Here is a 23507-nt window from a genome sequence, read left to right as displayed (position 1 = left end):
TAATCATGACACAGGAAATGGTGCTTGGCTGGGCTGAGCAAGGAGTTCTAGTCACTCTATTAATATCTGGACCGCTACTCATAACAGCGTTAATTATCGGACTTGCAGTAAGTATTTTTCAGGCAACGACGCAAATTCAGGAACAAACACTTGCGTTTATTCCCAAAATTGCAGGAGTACTCATTGCACTCATCGTTTTTGGACCATGGATGCTGACGCAATTACTAACTTTTGCAGAGTCAATTTTTAGTAACTTGTATCAGTTTGTAGGGTAGGAGCAATATGGAGTTTACAGAATGGTTTCCGCCCTTTTTACTCATTTTAGTAAGAATGTCAGCCTTCTTACTTACGCTTCCGTTTTTTTCGTATCAAAACATCCCTGCACGAATGAAGGTAGGGATAGCATTGTTCTTATCTTGGATTATTTATTTTACAGAGGATTGGCCACTTCTAGAGCTTAATTACGAATACGTGCTGTTAATCTTAAAGGAAGCACTTGTTGGGTTAACGGTTGGACTTGTGGCAACGGTTCTCTATTATGCGATTCAAATAGCCGGTGGATTAATCGATTTGAAGCTTGGGTTTTTAATCGCTAACGTAATTGATCCACAAACAGGTACGCAGTCACCTTTAATTGGTAGTTATTTATACACGTTTTCTATTCTTCTCATCCTAGCACTAGACGTTCACCATTTGTTGATTGATGGCGCTTTTTATAGCTATCAGTTCATACCAATGCAACAGCTATACATACCGTTCGGAGATGAATCCATTATAGAATTTATCGCAACAACTTTTAACACCATGTTTATTATCGCCTTTCAAATGTCCGTGCCTATTGTTGCGCCGATCTTTTTAGTAGATGTCGCCTTAGGCTTCGTTGCAAGAACGGTGCCGCAAGTAAACGTGTTTGTTGTCGGGATGCCACTTAAAATCTTTTTAGGCTTTATTATCATGATTGTAACAATGGCGCCATTTTTTGTGTTAGTCCAACATCTCTCTGAGGTGGTTATTGAGACGATGCGAACATTAATGACTCTGTACGGAAGGGTGTAGCACGTATGTTTTTACGTTTAGATTTGCAATATTTCGCGCAAGAAAAAACAGAGCGTGCAACACCCAAAAAACAACGTGAGTCCAGACAAAAAGGCCAGGTTGCAAAAAGTACGGATGTAAATACATCCTTTATCATCCTGTTCGTCTTTATCTTCTTTTGGCTAGCAGGACGGCTGATTGTGGATCAGCTTATTCATATTACACAATTTACCTTCACCGATTATTTATTAATCGATTTAACAGAAGAAAATCTCCATCATATTATGCTGACGTTTGCTTGGCAAGCTACTCTCGCAGTCTCACCGATTATGGGAGTTGCTGCACTCGGAGGACTAGTAAGTAACTACATTCAAGTAGGTGTTTTATTTGCTCCTGAGGCGGTAAAAGTGAAGCTTGAAAAAGTAGATCCAATTAAAGGCTTCAAACGAATTTTCTCAATACGAGCATTGGTAGAGTTTGTAAAATCGATGCTTAAGATCTTTTTAGTTAGTCTTGTAACTGGTGCGGTGATGTGGTTCTTTATGGATGATTTATTGCACATCGGTTTATATTCTGTTTACGATTCCGCAAGTTTAGTTGGCAATTTAATTATTATCATGGGGCTTGCAGTAGGGTTCCTACTTATCTTTTTAGCTATCTTAGACTATATGTATCAAAAATATGATCACGAAAAAAACATTAAGATGTCTAAGCAAGATGTAAAGGACGAGTATAAAAAAATGGAGGGTGACCCTCTGATCAAATCTAAAATTAAAGAAAAGCAACGCCAAATGGCGATGAGTCGTATGATGCAGGATGTTCCTAAAGCAGACGTCGTTATCACAAACCCGACGCACTATGCGATTGCACTTAAATATGACAATGACAAAATGGATGCCCCTGTTGTGATCGCAAAGGGTGTCGATTATATCGCCCTTAAAATTAAAAACACGGCGAAATCTCATAATATTATTACTGTTGAAAATAGACCACTAGCAAGAGCTTTATATAAAAATGCGGAAATCGGACAAGAAGTTCCAGAGGATTTATTTAAAGCTGTAGCAGAGGTTTTAGCATACGTTTATCGGATTCAAAAGAAGATTTAGGGTTTAAAGAAGAAGGGAAGAAGCGCATATGCCTTTAAAAGATTTTAGTGTATTAATGGCGGTAGTTCTTATAGTCATCATGTTAATTATTCCGCTTCCAACAGCGATTATTGACTTGCTTATTATCATCAATATCGCCACTGCGCTTTTAATTATATTAATTTCGATGAATACAAGAGAACCGCTACAGTTCTCTATTTTCCCAACGTTACTCTTACTTGTTACCTTGTTCCGATTAGGACTTAACGTTTCAACAACAAGAGCGATCTTAGGTAACCAAGGTGACGCAGGGAACGTGATCGAGACATTCGGTAACTTCGTTGTAGGTGGTAACGCATTAGTTGGTTTTGTTGTATTCGTTATCCTTGTAGTGATTCAGTTTATCGTTATTACAAAAGGTGCTGAGCGTGTATCTGAAGTAGGAGCTCGTTTTACGTTAGATGCAATGCCTGGTAAGCAAATGAGTATCGATGCAGATTTAAATGCAGGAATGATCTCAGATGTAGAAGCTCGTGAGCGTCGTCGCAAAATTGAGCAAGAAGCTGATTTCTATGGGTCGATGGATGGTGCGAGTAAGTTCGTTAAAGGAGATGCGATAGCAGGTATTGTTATTGTTATGATCAACTTAATTTTTGGTCTTGTTATCGGAATGCTTCAAGAAGGACTTCCGCTCACAGAAGCGGCATCTAAATATACACTACTTACTGTAGGTGATGGGCTAGTGAGTCAAATTCCTGCACTACTAATCGCGACAGCAACAGGTATTGTCGTGACGCGTGCTGCTTCGGAAGGAAACTTAGGCCATGACATTACAAAGCAATTATTTGCTTATCCAAAAATGCTTTATGTTGCTGGAGGTACCATTTTAGCACTTGGAATTTTCACACCAATAGCACTTCCAGTAACAGCTGGTGTAGCTACAGTCCTTGGGGTAGGTGGCTTTGTGTTAAGTCGAAATGAGCAAAAGATTGCGACAGAAGCAATGGAGGAATCTGCTGCTTCAACAGAAAGTAAAGAAGAAGATATTAAATCACCAGAGAGTGTCGTGAGTCTTCTGCAAGTAGACCCTGTAGAGTTTGAATTCGGCTATGGATTAATTCCTCTAGCTGACGCCAATCAAGGTGGAGACCTTTTAGATCGAGTGGTAATGATCAGACGACAGCTCGCGATTGAAATGGGAATGATCGTGCCTGTTATTCGTATTCGAGATAATATTCAGCTTCAGCCAAACGAATATTCTATTAAGATTAAAGGGAACGAAGTTGCTAAAGGAGAACTGTTACTAGATCACTACATGGCAATGAGCCCGGGCGTGGAGGATGACGCGATCACAGGTATTGAGACAACGGAGCCTGCTTTCGGACTGCCAGCGCTTTGGATTTCGGAAGACTTTAAAGAGCAGGCAGAGCTTTCTGGTTACACCGTTGTTGATCCGCCGTCTGTTGTTTCGACCCATTTAACGGAGGTAATTAAGCGCCATGCGCACGAACTATTAGGTCGCCAAGAAACGAAGCAATTGATCGATCATATGAATGAATCGTATCCAACGCTCGTTGAGGATGTCACGCCTAGTACGCTCTCCACCGGAGATATCCAAAAGGTACTTAGCAAACTACTACTTGAAAAAGTGTCGATTCGTAATCTACCGGTTATTTTTGAAACACTCGCGGACTATGGGCAAATGTCGAAGGATACAGATTTATTAACGGAGTATGTTCGTCAGGCACTATCTAGGCAAATTACGAAGCAATACGTACAAGAGGGCGAGCCTCTTTACGTCATTACAGTCAGTGGAGCTGTCGAAAAGGCCGTAGCTGATGCTGTCCAACAGACGGACCATGGGGCTTTCTTAAACTTAGATCCACAACGATCGCAGCAAATTGTTGAATCGATTCTACAAGAAGTTGATGCGATGCAACAAACAGGACAAATGCCAATTCTCTTATGTTCGCCAGCTGTAAGGATGTATATTAGGCATCTAATAGAGCGGTATATGCCGAACGTTCCGGTATTATCCTACAACGAGCTTGAGCCAAGCGTAGAAGTACAGAGTATTGGGGTGGTGAATGGTCAATGAAGGTAAAAAAATATATAGCAAAAGACATGAGTGAGGCCATGACAAAAATTCGCGGAGAATTAGGCAGTGATGCTGTCATTTTAAATTCGAAACGAGTGGAGTCTGGGGGATTCTTCGGGCTATTCACTAAGAAGAATATTGAAGTAATTGCTGCAATTGATCCTGAAATAAAAACACAGCCGAAGGAAAAAGTGAAGCCTCGAGTGCGAGCACGCTCAGAGGATACGACAAAATTAAGTCGCGAAATTAAGGAGCTCAAAAGCTTAATCACGACGATGCAGTCTCATGCGAGTGAGCAGGAATATCCTGCTATGCTTGAATCCATCAATACATTCTTAAAAGAGCAGGATATCGCGGATACGTATCGGCTTACCATTATGAAGCGACTACTGAAATCTTGGTATACATCGAATGAGGGACTGTCAGAAGAGGAAATTAACGCTTTCGTAAAAGAAGAGTTACTCGCGCTTCTTCCAGACAAACCGAGAAATGCGAAGCGATATTTAAATGTGTTTGGACCGACTGGCGTTGGGAAAACAACAACTATCGCTAAAATTGCGTCCCATGCCGTTATTAAAGAAAATAAAAAAGTAGCATTTATTACAACAGATACATTTCGTATTGCTGCTATCGAGCAACTAAAAACGTACGCAAAAATTCTAGATGTGCCTGTAGAAGTTGCTTATACGATCGAAGATTTTAAAAAGGCTGTCGATCAGTTTAACGACTATGATTTTATTTTAATAGACTCAGCGGGGCGTAATTTTAGAAATCCTCTTTATGTGAATCAATTAAAAGAGATTATTAATTTCCAGGATGACATGGAAAACCATCTTGTCCTCTCGCTCACTTCGAAATATCGTGATATGAAAAAGATTGTCGAACAGTTTCAACTTATTTCAATTGATCATGTTATTTTTACCAAAGCAGATGAAACCGATACGGTCGGAGCTATGCTTAGTATAAGTGCAGACTACCATCTTGCACCAAGTTTTATTACAAACGGTCAAAATGTGCCTGACGATTTAGAAGTCGCGACTCCTACTATTCTTATTAATAAGGTAATGGAGAGTGGAGACCATGGCTGATCAGGCGGAGGCACTTCGAAAAAGGCTTGAGTCGAAAGACATTGGTCAATCTGGTCCGACAAAAGTTGTAGCAATTGTGAGTGGCAAAGGTGGCGTTGGGAAGTCGAATGTCGCTGTAAATACGTCTATTCGCCTGCAACAGCTCGGTAAAAGAGTGCTTATTATTGATTTAGATATTGGAATGGCAAACATTGATATCTTGCTAGGGGAGACGTCTTCCTCCTCTGTCGTAGATATGCTTAATAAGGAACAATCTATCTGGTCCATTATGGAGTCTGGTCCGCTCGGCTTAACATACGTAGCAGGTGGGAGCGGCTTAAATCAACTATTCGAAATGGATGACACTAAGTCCTCCTTCTTTTATCGGCAGCTAGAATCATTAGATCAGCAGTTTGACTACATCTTTTTAGATATGGGTGCTGGTGTTACGGAGGATTCGTTTCACTTTCTACTCGCAGCTCATGAAGTCATTTTAGTTACGACTCCTGAGCCAACGTCTATTACAGACGCTTATGCAATGCTTAAGTATATTACGCTCAAAGATGAGACATTGCCAATCTCCATGATTGTTAATCGTGCCTCCTCTGATAAAGATGGCAAACAAACGTATCAGAATCTTCAAAATGTAGCGCAACAATTTTTGCAAAAAGAGCTCACATATTTATCTAGTATTATGAATGACCAAATCGTTTGGAAAGCTGTAAGGAAACAACGTCCGTATTTGCTGTTTGCACCAAAGTCTAAGCCCTCAGAAGGTATCAAAAATGTTGTGGACGCATTCTTATTGCAGCAAGGGCAAACGGTCGAGTCGTCTGAGGAGCCTTTCGCTAATTTCCTAACTAAATTAAAAGGGTTTATGAGATCTAAAAAAGAGGGGTGACATCATGATAAACGTATTAGTTGTTGACGACTCCGCTTTTATGAGGAAAATGATCGGCGATATGTTAGATAGCGAACCAGACATTCATGTTGTAGCCCGGGCGAGAAATGGAAAGGATGCTGTTGAAAAATCGCTTCAATATAAACCTGATGTTATTACAATGGATGTTGAAATGCCTATCATGTCAGGGCTTGAAGCATTAACTCATATACTTAAATCACATAAAATACCAGTTATCATGCTTTCAAGTCTTACAAAAACAGGCGCTGAAACAACGATTCGAGCTATGGAACTTGGAGCATTCGATTTTATAGCAAAGCCTTCTGGCTCTATTTCGTTAGATATAGATAAAGTAAAGCATGAGTTATTAGATCGTGTTCGTATCGCTTCGAAAGTGCCACTTTCTAAATTAGGCAAGATTAGCGTTCGCTCTGAACCTTTACAGATATCAGCTACTCAAGCACAAGCTAAACCAACTCATACCATTGTGGCTATTGGCACATCTACTGGTGGTCCAAAGGCACTACAAACAGTCCTACGTCAACTTCCTGAAAATTTCCCATTTCCAATAATGATTGTCCAGCATATGCCAAAAGGATTTACGAAGTCTTTAGCAGAAAGACTTAATTCTCTTTGTGAAATTGGGGTAAAAGAGGCAGAAGACGGAGAAATATTAAAAAAAGGTATTGCCTATATTGCTCCAGGAGGATACCATTTAAAGGTAAGGGGAGTTGGGACTTCTGTCGCGATACGTTTAGACCAAGATGAGCTCGTTAGTGGACACCGTCCTTCCGTCGATGCCATGTTTATGTCATTAGCAGACGCAAAAGTAAAACGAGTTATTGCGATTACGATGACAGGGATGGGCAGTGATGGGAAAAAAGGGCTCATTCAGTTAAAGGAATCTTTACATACAATTGCAATAGCGGAATCAGAGCAAACGTGCGTAGTTTTTGGAATGCCACGAGCTGCTATTTCAACTCAACTAGTAGATGAGGTTGCTGATTTGGACTCCATCGCATCTACACTAATGAAGCACTGTTAACGTTTAGGAGGGGTAAAAGTGGATCGTAGTCAATATCTAGATATGTTTATCGATGAGAGCACGGAGCATTTACAGGCAGTAAACGACAATTTATTAAAGCTTGAGAACAACCCTAATGATCTATCTATTGTAAATGAAGTCTTTAGGTCGGCCCACACGCTAAAAGGGATGGCAGCAACAATGGGGTACGATGACTTAGCAAGCCTAACTCATCATATGGAAAACGTGTTAGATGCTATTCGCAATAATAAGCTAGCACCTGAATCTGGAATACTTGATGTTGTATTTGAATCTGTGGACGACTTAGAAGCAATGGTGAATGACATTGCTTCTGGTGGTGAAGGTAAAAGAGACGTGACAGAGGCCGTTCGTAAGCTTGAAGCGGCTGAAAGTGGAGAGAAAGCTATAGAAGAGGTTTCTGAACAGAGCATGCCTGCTTTTGAGGCTTCGCCTGGATCTTCTATGGCATTCGATAACTTTGAGGAAACGGTTTTAAGACAATCTTACGAGCAAGGGTATAAAGCGTACCATTTGACGATTACTCTTTCAAAGGATGTCATTTTAAAAGCTGCGCGTGTGTTTATGGTATTTGAAATTTTAGAACAAATTGGTGAAGTTATTAAGACTGTGCCAAGCGTGGATCAACTTGAAGAAGAGAAATTCGATCTATCTTTCGAGGTTGTCGTTGTAACAAAAGACTCTTCTGAGGAAGCAATCGCTAAAGTCATGAAGGTCTCAGAGGTCCATAACGTTGATGCAAAAGTGATAGATGCATCTACCACTGAGCAGCAAGATCACGATGAGTCTAAGACATCAGAAATCGAACAAGCTCCAGTTGTACAACCAACGCAGACGAAAGAAGCTGTAGCAACTTCGTCAAAAGAGGAGAAAACAACGCAAGGCGGTAAGACGATTCGAGTTAATATTGATCGCCTTGACAGCTTAATGAATTTATTCGAAGAGCTCGTTATTGACCGTGGTCGTTTAGAGCAAATTTCGAAAGATTTAGATAGTCAGGAGTTAACGGAGACGGTTGAGCACATGTCACGTATTTCTGGCGATTTGCAGACCATTATTTTAAACATGCGAATGGTTCCTGTGGAGCAAGTTTTTAATCGCTTCCCACGAATGGTTCGCGGACTAGCTAAAGATCTCTCTAAAAAGGTCTCCTTAGAGATTATTGGAGCAGAAACCGAGCTTGACCGCACTGTCATTGATGAGATTGGGGATCCACTTGTTCACTTACTGCGAAATTCTATTGATCATGGTGTGGAAACGCCTGAAAAGAGACGTGCAAGTGGAAAAGGTGAGGAAGGTAGTATTACTCTTCGAGCATACCATAGTGGTAACCACGTTTTTATTGAGGTATCCGATGACGGAGCTGGAATTAATCGAGATAAAGTATTACAAAAGGCAATCACAAGTGGAGTTGTCACAGAGGAAGCGGGACAAACGTTATCAGATCGCCAAGTCTATGAGCTACTATTCTCAAGTGGCTTAAGTACAGCTGATGAGATCTCTGACATCTCTGGACGCGGTGTAGGCTTAGACGTTGTAAAAAGTAAAATCGAATCCTTAGGTGGTAACGTTACGGTCGATTCTAAGCCTGGTAATGGAACAACGTTTTTAATTCAGCTTCCACTAACGCTATCGATTATTTCAGTCATGCTAGTAGAGGTTCAAAAAGAGATTTATGCTGTACCGCTTTCTTCGATCATTGAAACAGCCATTATTAAAAAGGAAGACATTATGGCAGCTCACAATCAAAAAGTCATTGATTTTAGAGGAAGTGTCGTACCGCTTCTTGATTTAACAGACTTCTTCGATGTCCCTCGTACAGAGGAAGATAATGACTATGTGTCTATTGTCATTGTGCGTAAAGGAGATAAAATGGCTGCACTTGTCGTTAACTCGTTTATTGGACAGCAAGAAATTGTACTAAAGTCTTTAGGTAATTACTTGCAGTCTGTTGTCGCGATTTCTGGTGCAACAATCTTAGGTAATGGTCAAGTGGCGCTTATTGTTGACTGTAATGCTCTTATAAAATAACTCATATGGAAGGAGAGACGAATAGATGACAGATGCTATTTTACAAGAAGTAAAGGTTATCGTTTTTCAGCTTAAAGACGAAGAGTATGGTGTAGAGGTAGAGCAGGTAAAGTCCATTGAGCGTGTGCAACACATTACTCGCGTTCCAAGTACACCTGATTTTGTAGAAGGTGTCATTAACCTTCGAGGAGTGGTTACGCCAATCGTTGACTTAAGAAAGCGATTTGGCATTGACGGAATCGATCATTCAGAGACAACACGAGTCATTATCGTAACGGTGAAAGACATGGATGTAGGTCTGGTTGTAGACGCTGCTAATGATGTCATTGATATTTCTCGAGATGCAGTGGAGCCAACCCCTGAAGTAGTCGGAGGCGTTGAAGCTGATTACATTCGAGGAGTAGCTAAACTTGAGAAGCGACTTCTTATTCTTCTAAATTTAGATAAAGTGTTAAATTCGAAAGAATTAGAAGAGATGAAAGACATCGAGAAGTAGGAGTCTTCTATGACACTTTTGAATGAACGCCAACGCGATGTATTAAAAGAGATCGGTAATATTGGGGCAGCGCATGCGGCAACGTCGCTGTCCCAGCTGTTAAATAAAAAAATTGATATGCGAGTTCCAGCAGTATCAGTAGTTCCTTTTCATGAAATCAGTGAGTATGTTGGTGGAGAAGATGAACCAGTAGCAGCCGTCATGCTGAAGATCGAAGGAGACGCTCCTGGAACGATGTTCTTTATGATACCAATTCAAGAAGCAAACGAGCTCATTCGCTACTTAACTGGTAACTCGTCAACAGATTTGATTGATGAGATAAATGGTGATAGCGAATCAATCTCGGTGTCTGCGTTTAATGAGGTAGGTAATATCTTAGCAGGGTCCTATTTGTCCTCCCTATCTGACTTCACAGGATTAACACTTGCTCCAACACCACCAGCAAGTGCTGTAGACATGGCAACGGCTATTTTATCTTATGGATTAATTGAAGTATCAAAAGAAATGGATTCTGCGCTTGTTATTGATACTGTGATCACAGAGCCTGATACGACCATTCAAACAATGAGAGGACACTTCTTTTTGCTTCCTGATCCAGACTCTTTAGCTACCATTTTTACCTCATTAGGAGTAAACGACTATGACAACGATCATTAAAGTTGGAATGGCTGACTTAAAGCTTGCTAGTGCACCAGATATGCTTCGTACATCAGGGCTTGGCTCCTGTATAGGTGTCATCATCTATGATGAGCGTATTAGACTTGCAGGCATGGCTCATATCATGTTACCGAATTCTTCTCTAGCGAGAAAAGAATCTATGAACCTAGCTAAATATGCAGATACAGCTGTGGAGGAAGTGCTCCGACTTCTTTTAGACAAGGGAGCCTCTAAGTTTCGCCTAAAAGCAAAGATGGCCGGTGGAGCTCAAATGTTTACATTTAAGACTAGTAACGAAGCAATGAGAATTGGACCTAGAAACGCAGAAGCAGTAAAAGAACATTTAACTCGACTTCAAATACCTATTGTATTTGAAGATACTGGAGGAAGCAGCGGCCGCACAATTGAATTTGACGTAAATAGTCAGGTTTTGGAAATACGTACGGTTAATAAAGGAGTGCTTCACGCATGATTAAAAACTGGCTCATTCCATTAATAAGTGCATTTGTTTTATCGTTTATCTTTTTTGTAGCTAGCCTGACTACTAATAGTGTCGAAACGTCTATCTACCGAGCGTCTATTTCGTTTTTATATGGATTACTAGGTGGGCTAGTGATTTTAGTTCTCTACAAACTCGTTACGTTGGAGCTTAAACAAAAAGATGCTGACATAGCTGACAAGAAAGTCTCGGTAAAACAAACAAACGATCAAATTGAAGAGACGGCGTCTATCGTAAAAAATCTTATGAAGGAGTAGGTGATGGAAGTGGCGATTAAAGATGAAGCAGCGTTAAAGAGGCACTGGGAGCTTTGGACAACGGACCGAGATAATGACGCTGGGGATGCATTAATCACTAGCTACATGCCTCTCGTAGACTTTCATGTTCAACGTATTAAAACACACTTACCTAAAAATGTTCAGGTCGATGATCTCCGAAGTCACGGGCTTTTAGGATTGTATGATGCGATTGAAAAATTTGATCACGATAGAGAATTAAAATTTGATACGTATGCTTCTTTTCGTATTCGAGGAGCAATTATAGATGGTTTGCGTCAAGAGGATTGGCTCCCAAGGTCGGTTCGTGATCGTTCAAAAAAAATTGAGCAGTCAATTGAGAGACTTGAGCAACAGCATGGACGAATTATCTCACCTGAAGAAGTCGCAATGGACTTAGAGCTTTCTGTTGTGGACGTCATGCAGACGATGAATGATAGCTTCTTTTCTCATTTGCTGTCCATTGATGAACCGAGTGATTTTGATAAGGACGAAACGTATGCAGCGACAATTGTTGATCATGATGGACAAACGCCTGAGAAATATTTGGACAAAAAGCTTCAGCTTGATGAGGTAAAAGAGACAATTAAAAAGTTGAATGAGAATGAGCAGTTGGTGATCTCTCTTTTTTATGTAGATGAAATGACACTAACAGAAATCGGTGAAATTATGGGGCTCTCTACTTCAAGAATTTCTCAAATCCATTCGAAGTGTATGTTTAAGCTCCAGCAACTACTTAAAAAACAGCAGAGGTCATCCTGATACTCTGTTGTTTTTAAGAAACGGGGGAATTTGAAGTGGATCTTCATGAATATTTTGCGATAAAGGTTAGTGCTGATAAGCTTCAAGGAGAGCTCATCCAACGGATTCATTTAGATGAGCCTATTTTAATGGAAGACATGAAAGCGTTTGTAAAAGAATTTGGACTCATTCACGGAGTAGATGACAAGCTTTTGCAAGAAATTGCGGAAAAAGGCGTCAGTGAACCTACTGTGATTGCGTCAGGCACACCTGCTATTCATGGAACGAATGCTAGTTTATGGACAATTTTAGAGCGAGATCAAGATAGCAAAGTGGAAAATGAAGGTGTTCGAGTGGATCTTCGTCAAGTGCAGGATATTCCAATGGTCGAAGCGGATGAGTTAGTTGCACGAAAAATTCCTGCTACCAAAGGTACAGATGGAAAAGCAGTTGATGGGACGACAATTCCATCTAAACCAGGTAAAGATTTAACGCTTAGACCAGGTAAAAACACTCGAATAGGTCAAGATGAGCTAACTCTTTACTCGATGACGCCAGGACAAGTGTCAAAGGACATGAAAACGGTTCATGTGTATCCTGTTTATGAAGTAAACGGCGACTTAGACTTAAAAATTGGAAATATTGATTTTTTAGGGAATGTTGTCATACGTGGGAATGTTCCTGCTGGATTTTCGATAAAAGCTAGAGGAGATATTCGTATCTCAGGATCTGTGGAAGCGGCACATTTAGATTCAGAAGGATCTATTTACATAAATCAAGGAGTCGTTGCTCAAGGCGGTGGCTTAATTAACGCATTAGGCGATATTCATACGAGCTTCTTAAATCAGGCTAACGTAGAGTCTGGGAAAGATGTTGTAGTGTCACAAATGATTTTACATAGTCAAGTCACAGCGCAAGGGATGATTTACTGCAAGCAGGGTAAGGGAAGCATTGTAGGAGGGAAATCCTCTGCTTCTAAAGGAATTGAAGTGAATGAAGTGGGGAATAAAATGAGTACGCCAACATCCTTATATGTTGGTGTAACAGAAGCGGCACTTTTTAAGGAGAGATCTTTTTTAGCTCAAAAGAACGAAGCGAAAGAAACAAAAGAGAAGCTTAAGCCTTTACTCGCGATGCTTTTAAAAAAACAGCAGGAAGGTAGCTTAACTGCTAAAGAAAGAATCACGCTACTACGAATAAAAAATGCTTATAAAGAGTCAGATGTAAAAATTCTTTCTGCGTCGGAGTATTTAGAGGAGCTTGGTGATTTGCATGGCGATTATCACCAGGCAACAATTAAAATTTTTACTCGAGCATTTGCAAATACAGATTTACACTTCGGTAAATATCGTAGAAAACTTGCGTCAGTCTACGAAAATGTCATCTTTAAAATAGAAGCGAATGAAATCACTTTTGAAGCAATGTAATGGGGCGCGTGTGCTATAATGATGCCAACCATATTGTGTAGGAGGGGTTTTGAATGAGTATTCGTGCAGTGGAAATGCAGATGATCTGGCCAAAATCTCAGCAAGTAGGCAAAATTAATGAACAAATGCAAAATCGTGCTATGGTGATGCAGGATACGATTGCACAAATAGAAGCGTCTAAAAATGCAAAAAAACCACACGTTGTTGAGCAAACGGAAGAAGCGGAACAAAAACGCCTCGCAAATGACGATCAGGAGTCAAAAGGCGATTCTCAACAGAGTAGTGAGCTCGTGCTTCTTAACGAGCAGGAAGAATCGGAAACACCACAGAGTATGCATCCATATAAAGGTCGGCTTTTTGATGCAGCCTGGTAAAGGAGATAAACAATGATTTACGCGCTATTAGTAAGCATTATGCTTCATTTATTCACTTTTTTGGCTTTGATTATTCTCTTTAAACGAGATAAAGAGCGAGAGCCAGTTAATAACGACCGTACGCTGCAAGAAATGGAGGATCTCTTGATTTCGTACACTACCGAGATGAAAGAAGAAAATGAACGCCTCGTAAAAAAAATTGGTGCGATGAGAGAAAGCTTAGCTGAGCATAAAAGAGAGGCTGACAGTCTCACAAGAAAAGAGAATGGGAACAACACGAATCAAGCAGAGCAAAAAGCCTCCTCTGAAGATACTGTAACTCCTCGTTTTGACGAAGAAGTCTATGAGGATTATTTACCGCCTCTACCACCCATCGAAAAGAAAGAGGAGGCGCCAATTTCAGACAAGTCAAAGGTCCTAGCACTACATAAACAAGGGCTAGGCGCATCTGATATTGCGAAGAAGTTGCAGATGGGAGCGGGAGAGGTAGAACTCCTGTTAAAATTCTATAAGTAAATGTTGTAGCAAATCTTGTCATACTCTCCGAGATATGATATATTATTTCTCGGTGTTACTACACACGGCGTCGGATCTCATCGAGGGTGCTTCTCTTTTGCAGAAGTCTTGGTGTGAGAGGATGATGCCGGAGGACTAATTTAAAAACCATGAGGAGGTGAGTGAAATGGCAGTGATCTCCATGAAACAGCTTTTAGAAGCTGGTGTACATTTTGGACACCAAACACGTCGTTGGAATCCTAAAATGGATCGCTACATTTTCACAGAAAGAAACGGTATTTACATTATTGACCTACAAAAGACGGTCAAGAAAGTAGAAGAGGCGTTTAACTTTGTTCGCGATTTAGCGGGACAAGGTGGAACAGTACTTTTCGTTGGTACAAAAAAGCAAGCTCAAGATTCTGTTAAAGAAGAAGCAGAGCGCGCTGGTATGTACTTCATCAACCAACGTTGGTTAGGTGGAACTCTTACTAACTTCGAAACTATCCGTAAGCGTATTGCACGTCTTATCCAGCTTGAAACAATGGCTGAAGATGGAACGTTCGAAGTACTTCCTAAAAAAGAAGTTGTTATTCTTAATAAGGAAATGGAACGCCTTGAAAAATTCTTAGGTGGAATTAAAGACATGGAAAGACTTCCAGATGCTCTTTTCATCATTGACCCACGTAAAGAACGTATTGCGGTAGCAGAAGCTATCAAGTTAAATATCCCTATCGTCGGGATTGTTGATACAAACTGTGACCCTGACGAAATCGACTATGTCATCCCAGGTAACGACGACGCAATTCGCGCCGTTCGCCTACTGACAGCAAAAATGGCAGATGCTATTATTGAAGCGAACCAGGGTGAGGAGACGACTGCATAAGTTGTCTTTAAGGGTGATAGAGGGCCTGACCCTTTATCACCCTTTTTTTGAGAAAAAACAATGATTGAACACATTTAAAGGAGGAATTTATCATGGCAGTAACAGCTCAAATGGTAAAGGAATTACGTGAAAAAACAGGTGCAGGTATGATGGACTGCAAAAAAGCACTATCTGAAACAAATGGTGACATGGAAAAAGCAATTGACTTCCTACGTGAAAACGGAATCGCGAAAGCGGCGAAAAAAGCAGACCGCGTAGCAGCTGAAGGTCTTGCAGCAATCGTTACAGAAGGTAATCGTTCTGTAATCGTAGAAATTAACTCTGAAACAGACTTCGTATCTAAAAACGAGAACTTCGTAAATATGGTACAAGAAGTTGCTTCACACATCCTTAATAACAATCCAGCATCTGTTGAAGAAGCTCTAGCTCAAGACTTCTCTGGAGACGCTAGTACACTTCAAGACTTCATTAACAATCAAATTGCTAAAATCGGAGAGAAAATTTCTCTACGTCGCTTTGAAATTGTAGAAGTTGCTGATAACGAAGTAGTAGGCTCTTACCTTCACATGGGTGGACGCATTGGCGTATTAACTGTAGTAGAAGGCGTTGAAGAGCAAGTTGCTAAAGACGTGTCTATGCACGTTGCTGCAATCAACCCTAAATATGTATCTCGTGACGAAGTTTCTGCTGAAGAAACTGATCGTGAGCGCGAAGTACTAAAGCAACAAGCACTTAAAGAAGGAAAGCCAGAAAACATCGTTGAGAAGATGGTAGAAGGACGCCTAAGCAAATATTTCGGAGAAATTTGCTTAAACGAACAACCATTTGTTAAAGATAGCGACCAAACGGTTGGTAAGTATGTACAATCTAAAGGTGGCACTGTGAAGAAATTCTTCCGCTTTGAAGTTGGAGAAGGTATGGAGAAGCGTGAAGACAACTTCGCTGAAGAAGTTATGTCTCAGGTGAAGCGATAATCATTGTCAAAGAAGGTGCCCAAGTCTAACGACTCTCGGGCACCTTCCTCACAATATGCGTGATTATTAAAGAGATATAGATAAATGGAGGGAATTATGGAGCGTCCAGTTTATAAGCGAGTTGTGTTAAAATTAAGTGGAGAAGCGTTAGCGGGGGATCAAGGTTTTGGAATTGATCCTACAATGATCCAGTCCATCGCAGAGCAAATTCATGAGCTAAAAGAGCTCGATGTTGAAATTGCTATCATTGTTGGTGGCGGTAATATTTGGAGAGGGATGGCTGGAAGTGCGAAAGGTATGGACCGCGCAACGGCAGACTACATGGGAATGCTTGCAACTGTCATGAACTCTTTAGCATTACAAGATGCACTTGAGAACATTGGTGTGCAAACTCGTGTTCAGTCATCTATCGAAATGCGTCAGGTAGCAGAGCCTTACATAAGAAGGCGCGCTATTCGTCATCTCGAAAAGAAACGAGTTGTTATTTTTGCAGCAGGCACAGGTAACCCTTACTTTTCTACAGATACGACTGCAGCATTACGAGCAGCAGAGATCGAAGCTGATGTAATCTTAATGGCTAAAAACAATGTTGATGGCGTTTATAGCGCAGATCCATCCAAAGATAAAGACGCAGTTAAGTACGATGAGCTGACGTATCTTGATATCTTAACAGATGGACTTGCAGTTATGGATTCCACGGCATCCTCGCTATGTATGGATAATGATATTCCACTTATCGTCTTCTCTATCTCGGAAGAGGGTAATATTAAAAAGGCCGTATCAGGTGAAGAGATCGGCACAATTATTAGGGGGCAAGCATAATGGCACATGCAGCAATTCAAGAAGCAAAAGAGCGGATGACAAAATCAATTGATGCGTTTACTCGTGAATTAGGATCGATTCGCACAGGACGCGCGAACCCATCTTTATTAGACCGCGTAACAGTTGAATATTACGGAGCTCCTACTCCTTTAAATCAATTAGCATCTATTACAGTTCCTGAAGGTCGTATGCTTCTTATCACTCCATTTGATAAGACAGCTATTGGTGAGATCGAAAAGGGAATTCAACGTGCTGATTTAGGGTTATCACCAAACAACGACGGTAACGTTATTCGTATTACAATCCCAGCTCTTACAGAAGAGCGTCGCAAAGAGCTTGTAAAGCTTGTAGGACGAGCTGCTGAAGATGCAAAAGTTGCGGTACGTAATGTACGTCGCGATGCTAATGATGCACTTAAAAAAGCGGAAAAAGACGGCGAAATTACAGAAGACGATCTTCGCCGTGAGCAGGATGACGTTCAGAAGCTTACAGATGAAACGATCAAGCAAGTAGACGTGATCGCGAAAGAAAAAGAAGCCGACATCCTTGCAGTTTAATAGCAAGCTAAATATGGACGATGTAGCCTTTTTAACGGCTTACATCGTCTTTTTTTATAAGTTGCTTGAATAATTCTAACCTTTCACACGAAATCTCATGCCACTCTGTAAAGAAATATGGTAGCATTAGACAGTGATTCTACAAATCCTTGTTATACGGAAGCGCACTTCATGGTAGAATAAGTACGAGTGAACGATTAATTAGGATTAACCGCTTGGAGGAACAAGACATGTTTAGTAGATTGTCCAAAAAACAAAAAAAAGAAGATCATGAGGGTCTGACTCTTGATCAGAATATACCTGCTCATATAGCTATAATCATGGATGGTAACGGTCGCTGGGCGAAGCAACGTGGTCTACCACGTGTAGCTGGCCATCGTGAAGGAATGAGTGTCATTCGTAAAATTGTGCGAGCAGCTAACGAGGTAGGCGTTAAGACGCTTACTCTCTACGCGTTTTCTACAGAGAACTGGAAGCGACCTAAAACGGAAGTAGATTTTTTAATGCGTCTTCCTGAGCGATACTTGAGCGTAGAGCTCCCGATGTTAATGGAAGAAAACGTAGTCGTGAGAATAACAGGTGACGAGGATCGGTTACCTGAATTTACAAAATCTGCTGTCAAAAAAGCGATTGAGTCTACGAAAGAGAATGATGGGCTGATATTAAATTTCGCTTTAAACTACGGCAGTAGATCCGAAATGCTGGATGCATTTAAGCATATCCACGAAGATATTAATAAAGGAACGCTTGCTCTTGATGATGTCAATGAAGCAACCGTCTCTGATTATTTAATGACATCAGGACTAACGGAACCGGATTTACTTATTCGAACGAGCGGAGAAATTCGCCTGAGTAATTTCATGCTATGGCAACTTGCTTATTCTGAGTTCTTTTTCACAGACGTCCTGTGGCCAGATTTTGAAGAAGAAGACTTTTTCGAAGCAATTAAAGTTTACCAAAAGCGTCAGCGACGTTACGGTGGTGTTTAGGTAGGGGGATGGACCAGATGAAGCAACGAATTATTACAGGAGTCATTGCAGGAGCCGGTTTTTTAGGCTTTATTATACTAGGCGGCATTCCATTCATTGTGTTAATGGTCTTACTTGCCTTAATTGGTATGTGGGAGTTACTCCGAATGAAGCATATTAAACCTTGGTCGGTAAGAGGACTTACCGCCTTTTTATTTTTACTGCTACTAGCTCTTCCGCAAGAGGCAATTTCTTTTTTGCATGTGGATCGTAATGAGTTATTTTTATTACTTATTATTGTTTTATTAGGGCATACGGTTATGACTAAGAATTCATTTACGTTTGATGAAGCAGGCTTTGTCATCTTAGCATCCGTTTATGTAGGGTTTGGATTCCATTACTTTATGTATGCGCGGTTTGTTGATAATGGATTGACACTAATTTTCTTCTTACTATGTATTATTTGGGCCACAGATTCTGGTGCTTATTTTGTGGGGAGATCTATGGGCAAAAGAAAGTTATGGCCTGAGATTAGTCCGAAGAAAACGATTGAAGGTTCCATTGGTGGTATACTAATTGCACTTGGTATTGGTCTTGTTTTCGTTTATTTCTTCCCAGTGTATGATTCCATGATCACAACGATCATTGCTATCTTATTAGTATCTATTGCTGGACAGCTTGGCGATTTAGTAGAATCAGCATTCAAACGACATTACGCAGTGAAGGACTCCGGACAAGTTTTACCTGGACACGGAGGAATATTAGACCGATTTGATAGCATGATTTTTGTCATGCCACTATTTTATTTAGTTGGATTGATGTAGGAGGACAGGCATATGAAAGACATTCAATTATTAGGCTCAACAGGATCAATTGGCGTACAAACATTAGATGTCATTAGATCCCATCCAGAGGAATTCTCGCTTTCAGCGTTAAGCTTTGGTGTAAATACAGACGTTGCTTTAAAGCAGATAGAAGAATTTAAACCGTCTGTAATTAGTGCAGGTACGAAAGAGGCGGCTGATATAATAAAACAATCTCTATCATACAGCGCCGATGTCTTAGTTGGTAGTGAAGGATTACATGCAGTAGCTACATATGGTAAGGGGACGCTTGTTAATGCAGTAATGGGTAGCGTTGGACTAACCCCTACCTTAGAAGCGATGAAGGTTAAAAAAGATATTGCCATAGCGAATAAAGAAACGCTCGTTACAGCAGGTCACATCGTGAAAGAGCTTCAAAAACAGACAGGGGTAGATATTATTCCTGTAGATAGTGAACACTCAGCTATTTATCAATGCTTACATGGAGATCATAAAGATGTAGATAAACTGATCCTAACAGCATCTGGCGGGAGCTTTCGAGATAAAACAAGAGAAGAGTTAGTCAATGTCACGGTAAAAGATGCGCTAAATCATCCGAACTGGAGTATGGGAGCTAAAATTACGATCGATTCTGCTACGATGATGAACAAAGGGTTAGAAGTAATTGAAGCACATTGGCTTTTTGATATGCCTTATGACCAGATTGATGTGATTTTACATAAAGAAAGTATTATCCACTCTATGGTTGAATATATTGACGGTAGTGTACTAGCTCATCTAGGTACACCAGATATGAGAGTCCCTATTCAATATGCTCTCTCAAAGCCACAAAGGCTTGCCATAAAGGGCTCTGAAGGGTTAAAATTATGGGAAGTTCAAGCCCTTCATTTCGAAAAAATGGATTATGATCGGTTTAAAGCGTTAAAGCTTGCAATAGAAGCTGGTAAAGAAGGTGGCTCCGCACCAACTGTGCTGAATGCTGCAAACGAAATGGCTGTATCACTATTTTTAGATAGTAAAATATCCTTCTTGGATATTGATTCGTTCGTCTCAAGGGCACTACATGAACATAGCAAAATTTCCGTGCCAAGCTTATCCGATATACTAGAGATAGATAAGGAGACACGTGAGAAAGTTGCATTATATTGAGATTAAAGGAGATTTGAGAACATGCAAACGCTTCTTGCAGTAATTGTTATTTTTGGTCTACTTGTCTTTATCCACGAATGGGGCCACTTAGTTTTTGCAAAACGTGCTGGCATTTTATGTCGAGAGTTTGCAATCGGATTTGGACCTAAAATCTTTTCGTTCACACGTAATGAAACACTTTATACCATTCGACTTTTACCTTTAGGTGGATTTGTCCGAATGGCAGGAGAAGATGTCGAGCTGATCCAAATTAAGCCTGGCTATGAAGTAGGGTTAACCTTTAACGACGAAGGATTAGTCAAAGAGATCATTACAAACAATAAATCTAAGCACCCAGATTGTACGGTAATCCAAGTAGAGCATGCGGATACGGAGCATCAGCTCATTATCCGTGGGTATAAGGATGAGGAAGAGGAGCTTGTTGAGTACAAGCTTGACCGAAAAGCCATGGTGATAAAAGATGAAGTGCCAATGCAAATTGCTCCATATGATCGACAGTTCGCTTCCAAAACAGTCGGACAACGCGCTCTCGCTATTTTTGCAGGACCATTAATGAACTTTGTGCTTGCAGTTGTTATTCTTACTCTTTACGCACTTATTGCAGGTATGCCTGTTAATGAAAGTGTTGTTGGAGAGGTAACAGAGGATGGTGCGGCCATAGATGCTGGACTTGTTGCTGGAGATAGAATTACGGCGATTGACGGCGAGTCTGTCACAACATGGGAAGAAATGACGGCGATCATTCAGGCTGCTCCAAACGAGACACTTTCTCTTGATGTTCTTCGTGGAGACGAGTCCTTTAATGTATCGTTAACGACGCAGGTTAGAGAGATTCCTGATGCGGAGCCTCAAGGCGTTATTGGCGTTATGGCGTCGACAGAAAGAAGCTTTTTAGGATCAATTAGCTACGGATTCACTCAAACATATGAATTTACTCGCTTAATTATTGAAGCGATAGGGTTATTAGTTACTGGTCAATTTAGTCTAGATGCACTTGCTGGACCGGTTGGCATTTATAATTACACAGGTGAAGTGACCGCTATGGGTATACTTGTGTTATTCCAATGGGCAGCGATTTTAAGTGTAAACTTAGGGATTGTGAACCTTTTACCATTACCAGCTCTTGATGGTGGTAGACTCATGTTTATCGGGCTTGAGGCAATTAGAGGAAAGCCAATTGATCCTCAGAAAGAAGGCGTTGTGCATTTCATTGGATTTGCGCTACTTATGCTTTTAATGCTAGCAGTTACATGGAACGATATTAATCAACTATTCTTATAAACACAGATCAGTCAAAGATCGTGAAATATGATAATGAGGTGGCTTTTTTGAAACAATCGACGTATTTATTACCAACTCTTCGTGATGTACCAAGTGACGCGGATGTCATGAGTCATCAGCTCATGCTTCGGGCTGGTCTAATTAGACAGAGCGTAGCTGGAGTATATAGCTTCTTACCACTCGGGTGGAAGGTACTCCGTAAAGTAGAGCAAATCGTGCGTGAAGAAATGGACGCAGCAGGTGCTCAGGAAATGATTATGCCTACAATTCAACCTAAAGAGCTTTGGGAGCAGTCAGGCAGATGGCAAACTTATGAAACAGGTTTAATGATGCGTTTTAAAGATCGCCATAATAGAGAGTTTGCTCTTGGACCGACTCATGAAGAAGTTATTACTTCTATCGTAAAAGATGATATTAACTCCTACAAAAAGCTTCCAATGACGCTGTATCAAATTCAGACGAAGTTTAGAGATGAAAGAAGACCTCGTTTTGGTGTCTTACGCGGACGAGAGTTCTTAATGAAGGATGCGTATTCGTTTGATACGGACTTCGATGGACTAGATGTTAGCTACCAAAAGATGTACGATGCTTATACAAATGTCTTCACTCGACTTGGACTTAATTTCCGAGCTGTAGTAGCAGATTCTGGTGCTATGGGTGGAAAAGACACGCATGAGTTTATGGTTCTCTCTTCCATTGGAGAAGATACGATTGCGTATTCAGATGAGTCGGATTTTGCAGCAAACATTGAAATTGCTGAAGTTAACGTGAATTACGAAAAAAGCAGTGAAGAGCCAAAATCTATTCAAAAGCTAGCAACTCCAAACGTAAAGACGATTGCAGAAGTTGCAGCATTTACAAATAGAGATGCGTCTACTCTATTAAAATCACTTCTATTTATTGCAGATGAAAAGCCAGTCCTTTTAGTTGTACGTGGTGATCATGAAGCAAACGATATAAAGCTTAAGCACACTCTACAAGCTGATGTGGTTGAACTCGCAACAGATGAGCAAACGAAAGAAATTTTAGGCGTTGAACCTGGATTTATTGGTCCGGTAAACGTACCAAGTGACGTTGTGATCTATGCCGACCATGCGGTAATGGCTATCGTGAACGGGGTTGCTGGAGCAAATGAAACGGACGCGCACTTCGAAAATGTGAATCCAGGGAAAGACTTTACTGCCGAAGCAGGCGATTTCCGTAACATTCAAGAGGGCGATCCTTCTCCAGACGGCAAAGGTACGATCAAGTTTAAAGAGGGCATTGAAGTTGGTCATGTCTTTAAGCTTGGTACGAAATATAGTGAAGCATTAGGGGCAACCTATTTAAACGATCAAGGGAAAGCGAAGCCTATTGTGATGGGATCATACGGAATTGGTGTATCTCGTGCAGTCGCAGCGATTGTAGAGGAGAACCATGACGAGAATGGGATCGTATGGCCTAAAGTGGTGTCACCATTTGATGTTCATTTAATTCCTGTTAACATTAAACAAGATCCTCAACGGGAGCTAGCTGATTCCTTATATAAGAGCCTTAAGGCAAAAGGAATTGACGTACTTTACGATGATCGTCAAGAACGTCCTGGTGTGAAATTTAAAGACGCCGACCTTATTGGTCTGCCGGTTCGAATTACGGTTGGGAAGCGAGCAGAAGAAGGAATCGTTGAATTAAAATGGAGAAAGTCTGGTGAGATGGAAGAAATTCACGTAGATGACCTTGTCCAGAAATTAGTTTAGAATGGGTATAAAGATAAGCCTATCGTCATCCAATATGACGATAGGCTTCTGCCTTGTACAAAAGGC

Annotated in this window: 25 protein-coding genes; all 25 read left to right on the top strand. The window is 40.7% G+C overall.

Going from position 1 to position 23507, the window contains the following annotated elements:
- The first annotated feature begins 5 nt into the window (after positions 1-5).
- The 25 genes from fliQ to FLK61_RS10605 all read left to right on the top strand — a co-directional run bounded on the left by fliQ (position 6) and on the right by FLK61_RS10605 (position 23441).
- A complete protein-coding gene (fliQ, locus tag FLK61_RS10725; protein WP_176009459.1) occupies positions 6-275 on the top strand; it encodes a flagellar biosynthesis protein FliQ in 270 nt (89 codons plus the stop codon).
- A 7-nt stretch (positions 276-282) separates the two neighbouring features.
- Positions 283-1056 (top strand): flagellar biosynthetic protein FliR, encoded by a 774-nt coding sequence (gene fliR, locus FLK61_RS10720; RefSeq protein WP_176009458.1) that lies wholly within the window; start codon positions 283-285, stop codon positions 1054-1056.
- Positions 1057-1061: 5 nt separating this feature from the next.
- The gene (gene flhB, locus FLK61_RS10715; protein WP_176009457.1) at positions 1062-2141 is read left to right on the top strand and encodes a flagellar biosynthesis protein FlhB; all 1080 of its coding nucleotides are present in this window, start codon (positions 1062-1064) and stop codon (positions 2139-2141) included.
- A 28-nt stretch (positions 2142-2169) separates the two neighbouring features.
- Entirely contained in the window at positions 2170-4218 is a 2049-nt protein-coding gene (gene flhA / locus FLK61_RS10710) for a flagellar biosynthesis protein FlhA (RefSeq protein ID WP_176009456.1), read from the top strand.
- Complete coding sequence (flhF, locus tag FLK61_RS10705) at positions 4215-5306, top strand: flagellar biosynthesis GTPase FlhF (protein WP_176009455.1); 1092 nt, start codon at positions 4215-4217, stop codon at positions 5304-5306. The genes flhA and flhF overlap by 4 nt, the downstream gene beginning before the upstream one ends.
- Positions 5299-6186, top strand: a complete 888-nt coding sequence (locus FLK61_RS10700) for a MinD/ParA family protein (protein WP_176009454.1) — start codon at positions 5299-5301, stop codon at positions 6184-6186. Before flhF ends, FLK61_RS10700 begins: the two co-directional genes overlap by 8 nt.
- 4 nt (positions 6187-6190) lie before the next feature.
- Positions 6191-7231, top strand: coding sequence for a protein-glutamate methylesterase/protein-glutamine glutaminase (locus FLK61_RS10695; RefSeq protein ID WP_176009453.1), 1041 nt, complete (start codon positions 6191-6193; stop codon positions 7229-7231).
- Between the two features lie 18 nt (positions 7232-7249).
- On the top strand, positions 7250-9280 hold the full coding sequence (locus tag FLK61_RS10690) for a chemotaxis protein CheA (RefSeq protein WP_176009452.1): 2031 nt from the start codon (positions 7250-7252) through the stop codon (positions 9278-9280).
- 25 nt (positions 9281-9305) lie between these two features.
- Positions 9306-9776 carry a chemotaxis protein CheW gene (locus tag FLK61_RS10685; protein ID WP_176009451.1) on the top strand — a complete coding sequence of 157 codons (471 nt, stop codon included), beginning with the start codon at positions 9306-9308 and terminating at the stop codon, positions 9774-9776.
- A 9-nt stretch (positions 9777-9785) separates the two neighbouring features.
- Positions 9786-10433, top strand: a complete 648-nt coding sequence (locus FLK61_RS10680) for a chemotaxis protein CheC (protein WP_176009450.1) — start codon at positions 9786-9788, stop codon at positions 10431-10433.
- On the top strand, positions 10417-10905 hold the full coding sequence (locus tag FLK61_RS10675; protein WP_176009449.1) for a chemotaxis protein CheD: 489 nt from the start codon (positions 10417-10419) through the stop codon (positions 10903-10905). Before FLK61_RS10680 ends, FLK61_RS10675 begins: the two co-directional genes overlap by 17 nt.
- The gene (locus FLK61_RS10670; protein WP_176009448.1) at positions 10902-11189 is read left to right on the top strand and encodes a hypothetical protein; all 288 of its coding nucleotides are present in this window, start codon (positions 10902-10904) and stop codon (positions 11187-11189) included. The genes FLK61_RS10675 and FLK61_RS10670 overlap by 4 nt, the downstream gene beginning before the upstream one ends.
- 3 nt (positions 11190-11192) lie before the next feature.
- Positions 11193-11969: a FliA/WhiG family RNA polymerase sigma factor gene (locus FLK61_RS10665; RefSeq protein ID WP_176009447.1), complete on the top strand. Its 777-nt coding sequence runs from the start codon at positions 11193-11195 to the stop codon at positions 11967-11969.
- Between the two features lie 35 nt (positions 11970-12004).
- Positions 12005-13375 (top strand): flagellar assembly protein A, encoded by a 1371-nt coding sequence (locus tag FLK61_RS10660; RefSeq protein WP_176009446.1) that lies wholly within the window; start codon positions 12005-12007, stop codon positions 13373-13375.
- Between the two features lie 53 nt (positions 13376-13428).
- On the top strand, positions 13429-13749 hold the full coding sequence (locus tag FLK61_RS10655; RefSeq protein ID WP_176009445.1) for a hypothetical protein: 321 nt from the start codon (positions 13429-13431) through the stop codon (positions 13747-13749).
- Positions 13750-13761: 12 nt separating this feature from the next.
- On the top strand, positions 13762-14265 hold the full coding sequence (locus FLK61_RS10650; protein WP_176009444.1) for a DUF6115 domain-containing protein: 504 nt from the start codon (positions 13762-13764) through the stop codon (positions 14263-14265).
- Positions 14266-14431: 166 nt separating this feature from the next.
- Positions 14432-15130 carry a 30S ribosomal protein S2 gene (rpsB, locus tag FLK61_RS10645; protein WP_176009443.1) on the top strand — a complete coding sequence of 233 codons (699 nt, stop codon included), beginning with the start codon at positions 14432-14434 and terminating at the stop codon, positions 15128-15130.
- A 92-nt stretch (positions 15131-15222) separates the two neighbouring features.
- Entirely contained in the window at positions 15223-16104 is an 882-nt protein-coding gene (gene tsf / locus FLK61_RS10640; RefSeq protein WP_176009442.1) for a translation elongation factor Ts, read from the top strand.
- 96 nt (positions 16105-16200) lie between these two features.
- The gene (pyrH, locus tag FLK61_RS10635; protein WP_176009441.1) at positions 16201-16926 is read left to right on the top strand and encodes a UMP kinase; all 726 of its coding nucleotides are present in this window, start codon (positions 16201-16203) and stop codon (positions 16924-16926) included.
- A complete protein-coding gene (gene frr / locus FLK61_RS10630; protein WP_176009440.1) occupies positions 16926-17483 on the top strand; it encodes a ribosome recycling factor in 558 nt (185 codons plus the stop codon). Before pyrH ends, frr begins: the two co-directional genes overlap by 1 nt.
- Before the next feature lie 230 nt (positions 17484-17713).
- The gene (gene uppS / locus FLK61_RS10625; protein WP_176009439.1) at positions 17714-18472 is read left to right on the top strand and encodes an undecaprenyl pyrophosphate synthase; all 759 of its coding nucleotides are present in this window, start codon (positions 17714-17716) and stop codon (positions 18470-18472) included.
- A 17-nt stretch (positions 18473-18489) separates the two neighbouring features.
- The gene (locus FLK61_RS10620; RefSeq protein ID WP_176009438.1) at positions 18490-19275 is read left to right on the top strand and encodes a phosphatidate cytidylyltransferase; all 786 of its coding nucleotides are present in this window, start codon (positions 18490-18492) and stop codon (positions 19273-19275) included.
- 12 nt (positions 19276-19287) lie between these two features.
- Complete coding sequence (dxr, locus tag FLK61_RS10615; protein WP_176009437.1) at positions 19288-20424, top strand: 1-deoxy-D-xylulose-5-phosphate reductoisomerase; 1137 nt, start codon at positions 19288-19290, stop codon at positions 20422-20424.
- Positions 20425-20445: 21 nt separating this feature from the next.
- Positions 20446-21705 (top strand): RIP metalloprotease RseP, encoded by a 1260-nt coding sequence (rseP, locus tag FLK61_RS10610; protein ID WP_176009436.1) that lies wholly within the window; start codon positions 20446-20448, stop codon positions 21703-21705.
- 47 nt (positions 21706-21752) lie between these two features.
- Positions 21753-23441: a proline--tRNA ligase gene (locus tag FLK61_RS10605; protein ID WP_176009435.1), complete on the top strand. Its 1689-nt coding sequence runs from the start codon at positions 21753-21755 to the stop codon at positions 23439-23441.
- Positions 23442-23507: the final 66 nt, after the last annotated feature.

The sequence above is a fragment of the Paenalkalicoccus suaedae genome, from assembly GCF_006965545.2.
GTDB lineage: Bacteria > Bacillota > Bacilli > Bacillales > Salisediminibacteriaceae > Paenalkalicoccus > Paenalkalicoccus suaedae.
The sequence above is the reverse complement of the archived record's forward strand: the minus strand, read 5'-3'. Positions and strand labels throughout refer to the sequence as shown.

Coding starts and splice junctions, on each gene's coding strand:
- fliQ (WP_176009459.1), top strand. CDS start 6: ATGACACAGGAAATGGTGCTTGGCTGGGCTGAGCAAGGAGTTCTAGTC.
- fliR (WP_176009458.1), top strand. CDS start 283: ATGGAGTTTACAGAATGGTTTCCGCCCTTTTTACTCATTTTAGTAAGA.
- flhB (WP_176009457.1), top strand. CDS start 1,062: ATGTTTTTACGTTTAGATTTGCAATATTTCGCGCAAGAAAAAACAGAG.
- flhA (WP_176009456.1), top strand. CDS start 2,170: ATGCCTTTAAAAGATTTTAGTGTATTAATGGCGGTAGTTCTTATAGTC.
- flhF (WP_176009455.1), top strand. CDS start 4,215: ATGAAGGTAAAAAAATATATAGCAAAAGACATGAGTGAGGCCATGACA.
- FLK61_RS10700 (WP_176009454.1), top strand. CDS start 5,299: ATGGCTGATCAGGCGGAGGCACTTCGAAAAAGGCTTGAGTCGAAAGAC.
- FLK61_RS10695 (WP_176009453.1), top strand. CDS start 6,191: ATGATAAACGTATTAGTTGTTGACGACTCCGCTTTTATGAGGAAAATG.
- FLK61_RS10685 (WP_176009451.1), top strand. CDS start 9,306: ATGACAGATGCTATTTTACAAGAAGTAAAGGTTATCGTTTTTCAGCTT.
- FLK61_RS10680 (WP_176009450.1), top strand. CDS start 9,786: ATGACACTTTTGAATGAACGCCAACGCGATGTATTAAAAGAGATCGGT.
- FLK61_RS10675 (WP_176009449.1), top strand. CDS start 10,417: ATGACAACGATCATTAAAGTTGGAATGGCTGACTTAAAGCTTGCTAGT.
- FLK61_RS10670 (WP_176009448.1), top strand. CDS start 10,902: ATGATTAAAAACTGGCTCATTCCATTAATAAGTGCATTTGTTTTATCG.
- FLK61_RS10665 (WP_176009447.1), top strand. CDS start 11,193: ATGGAAGTGGCGATTAAAGATGAAGCAGCGTTAAAGAGGCACTGGGAG.
- FLK61_RS10655 (WP_176009445.1), top strand. CDS start 13,429: ATGAGTATTCGTGCAGTGGAAATGCAGATGATCTGGCCAAAATCTCAG.
- FLK61_RS10650 (WP_176009444.1), top strand. CDS start 13,762: ATGATTTACGCGCTATTAGTAAGCATTATGCTTCATTTATTCACTTTT.
- rpsB (WP_176009443.1), top strand. CDS start 14,432: ATGGCAGTGATCTCCATGAAACAGCTTTTAGAAGCTGGTGTACATTTT.
- tsf (WP_176009442.1), top strand. CDS start 15,223: ATGGCAGTAACAGCTCAAATGGTAAAGGAATTACGTGAAAAAACAGGT.
- pyrH (WP_176009441.1), top strand. CDS start 16,201: ATGGAGCGTCCAGTTTATAAGCGAGTTGTGTTAAAATTAAGTGGAGAA.
- frr (WP_176009440.1), top strand. CDS start 16,926: ATGGCACATGCAGCAATTCAAGAAGCAAAAGAGCGGATGACAAAATCA.
- uppS (WP_176009439.1), top strand. CDS start 17,714: ATGTTTAGTAGATTGTCCAAAAAACAAAAAAAAGAAGATCATGAGGGT.
- FLK61_RS10620 (WP_176009438.1), top strand. CDS start 18,490: ATGAAGCAACGAATTATTACAGGAGTCATTGCAGGAGCCGGTTTTTTA.
- dxr (WP_176009437.1), top strand. CDS start 19,288: ATGAAAGACATTCAATTATTAGGCTCAACAGGATCAATTGGCGTACAA.
- rseP (WP_176009436.1), top strand. CDS start 20,446: ATGCAAACGCTTCTTGCAGTAATTGTTATTTTTGGTCTACTTGTCTTT.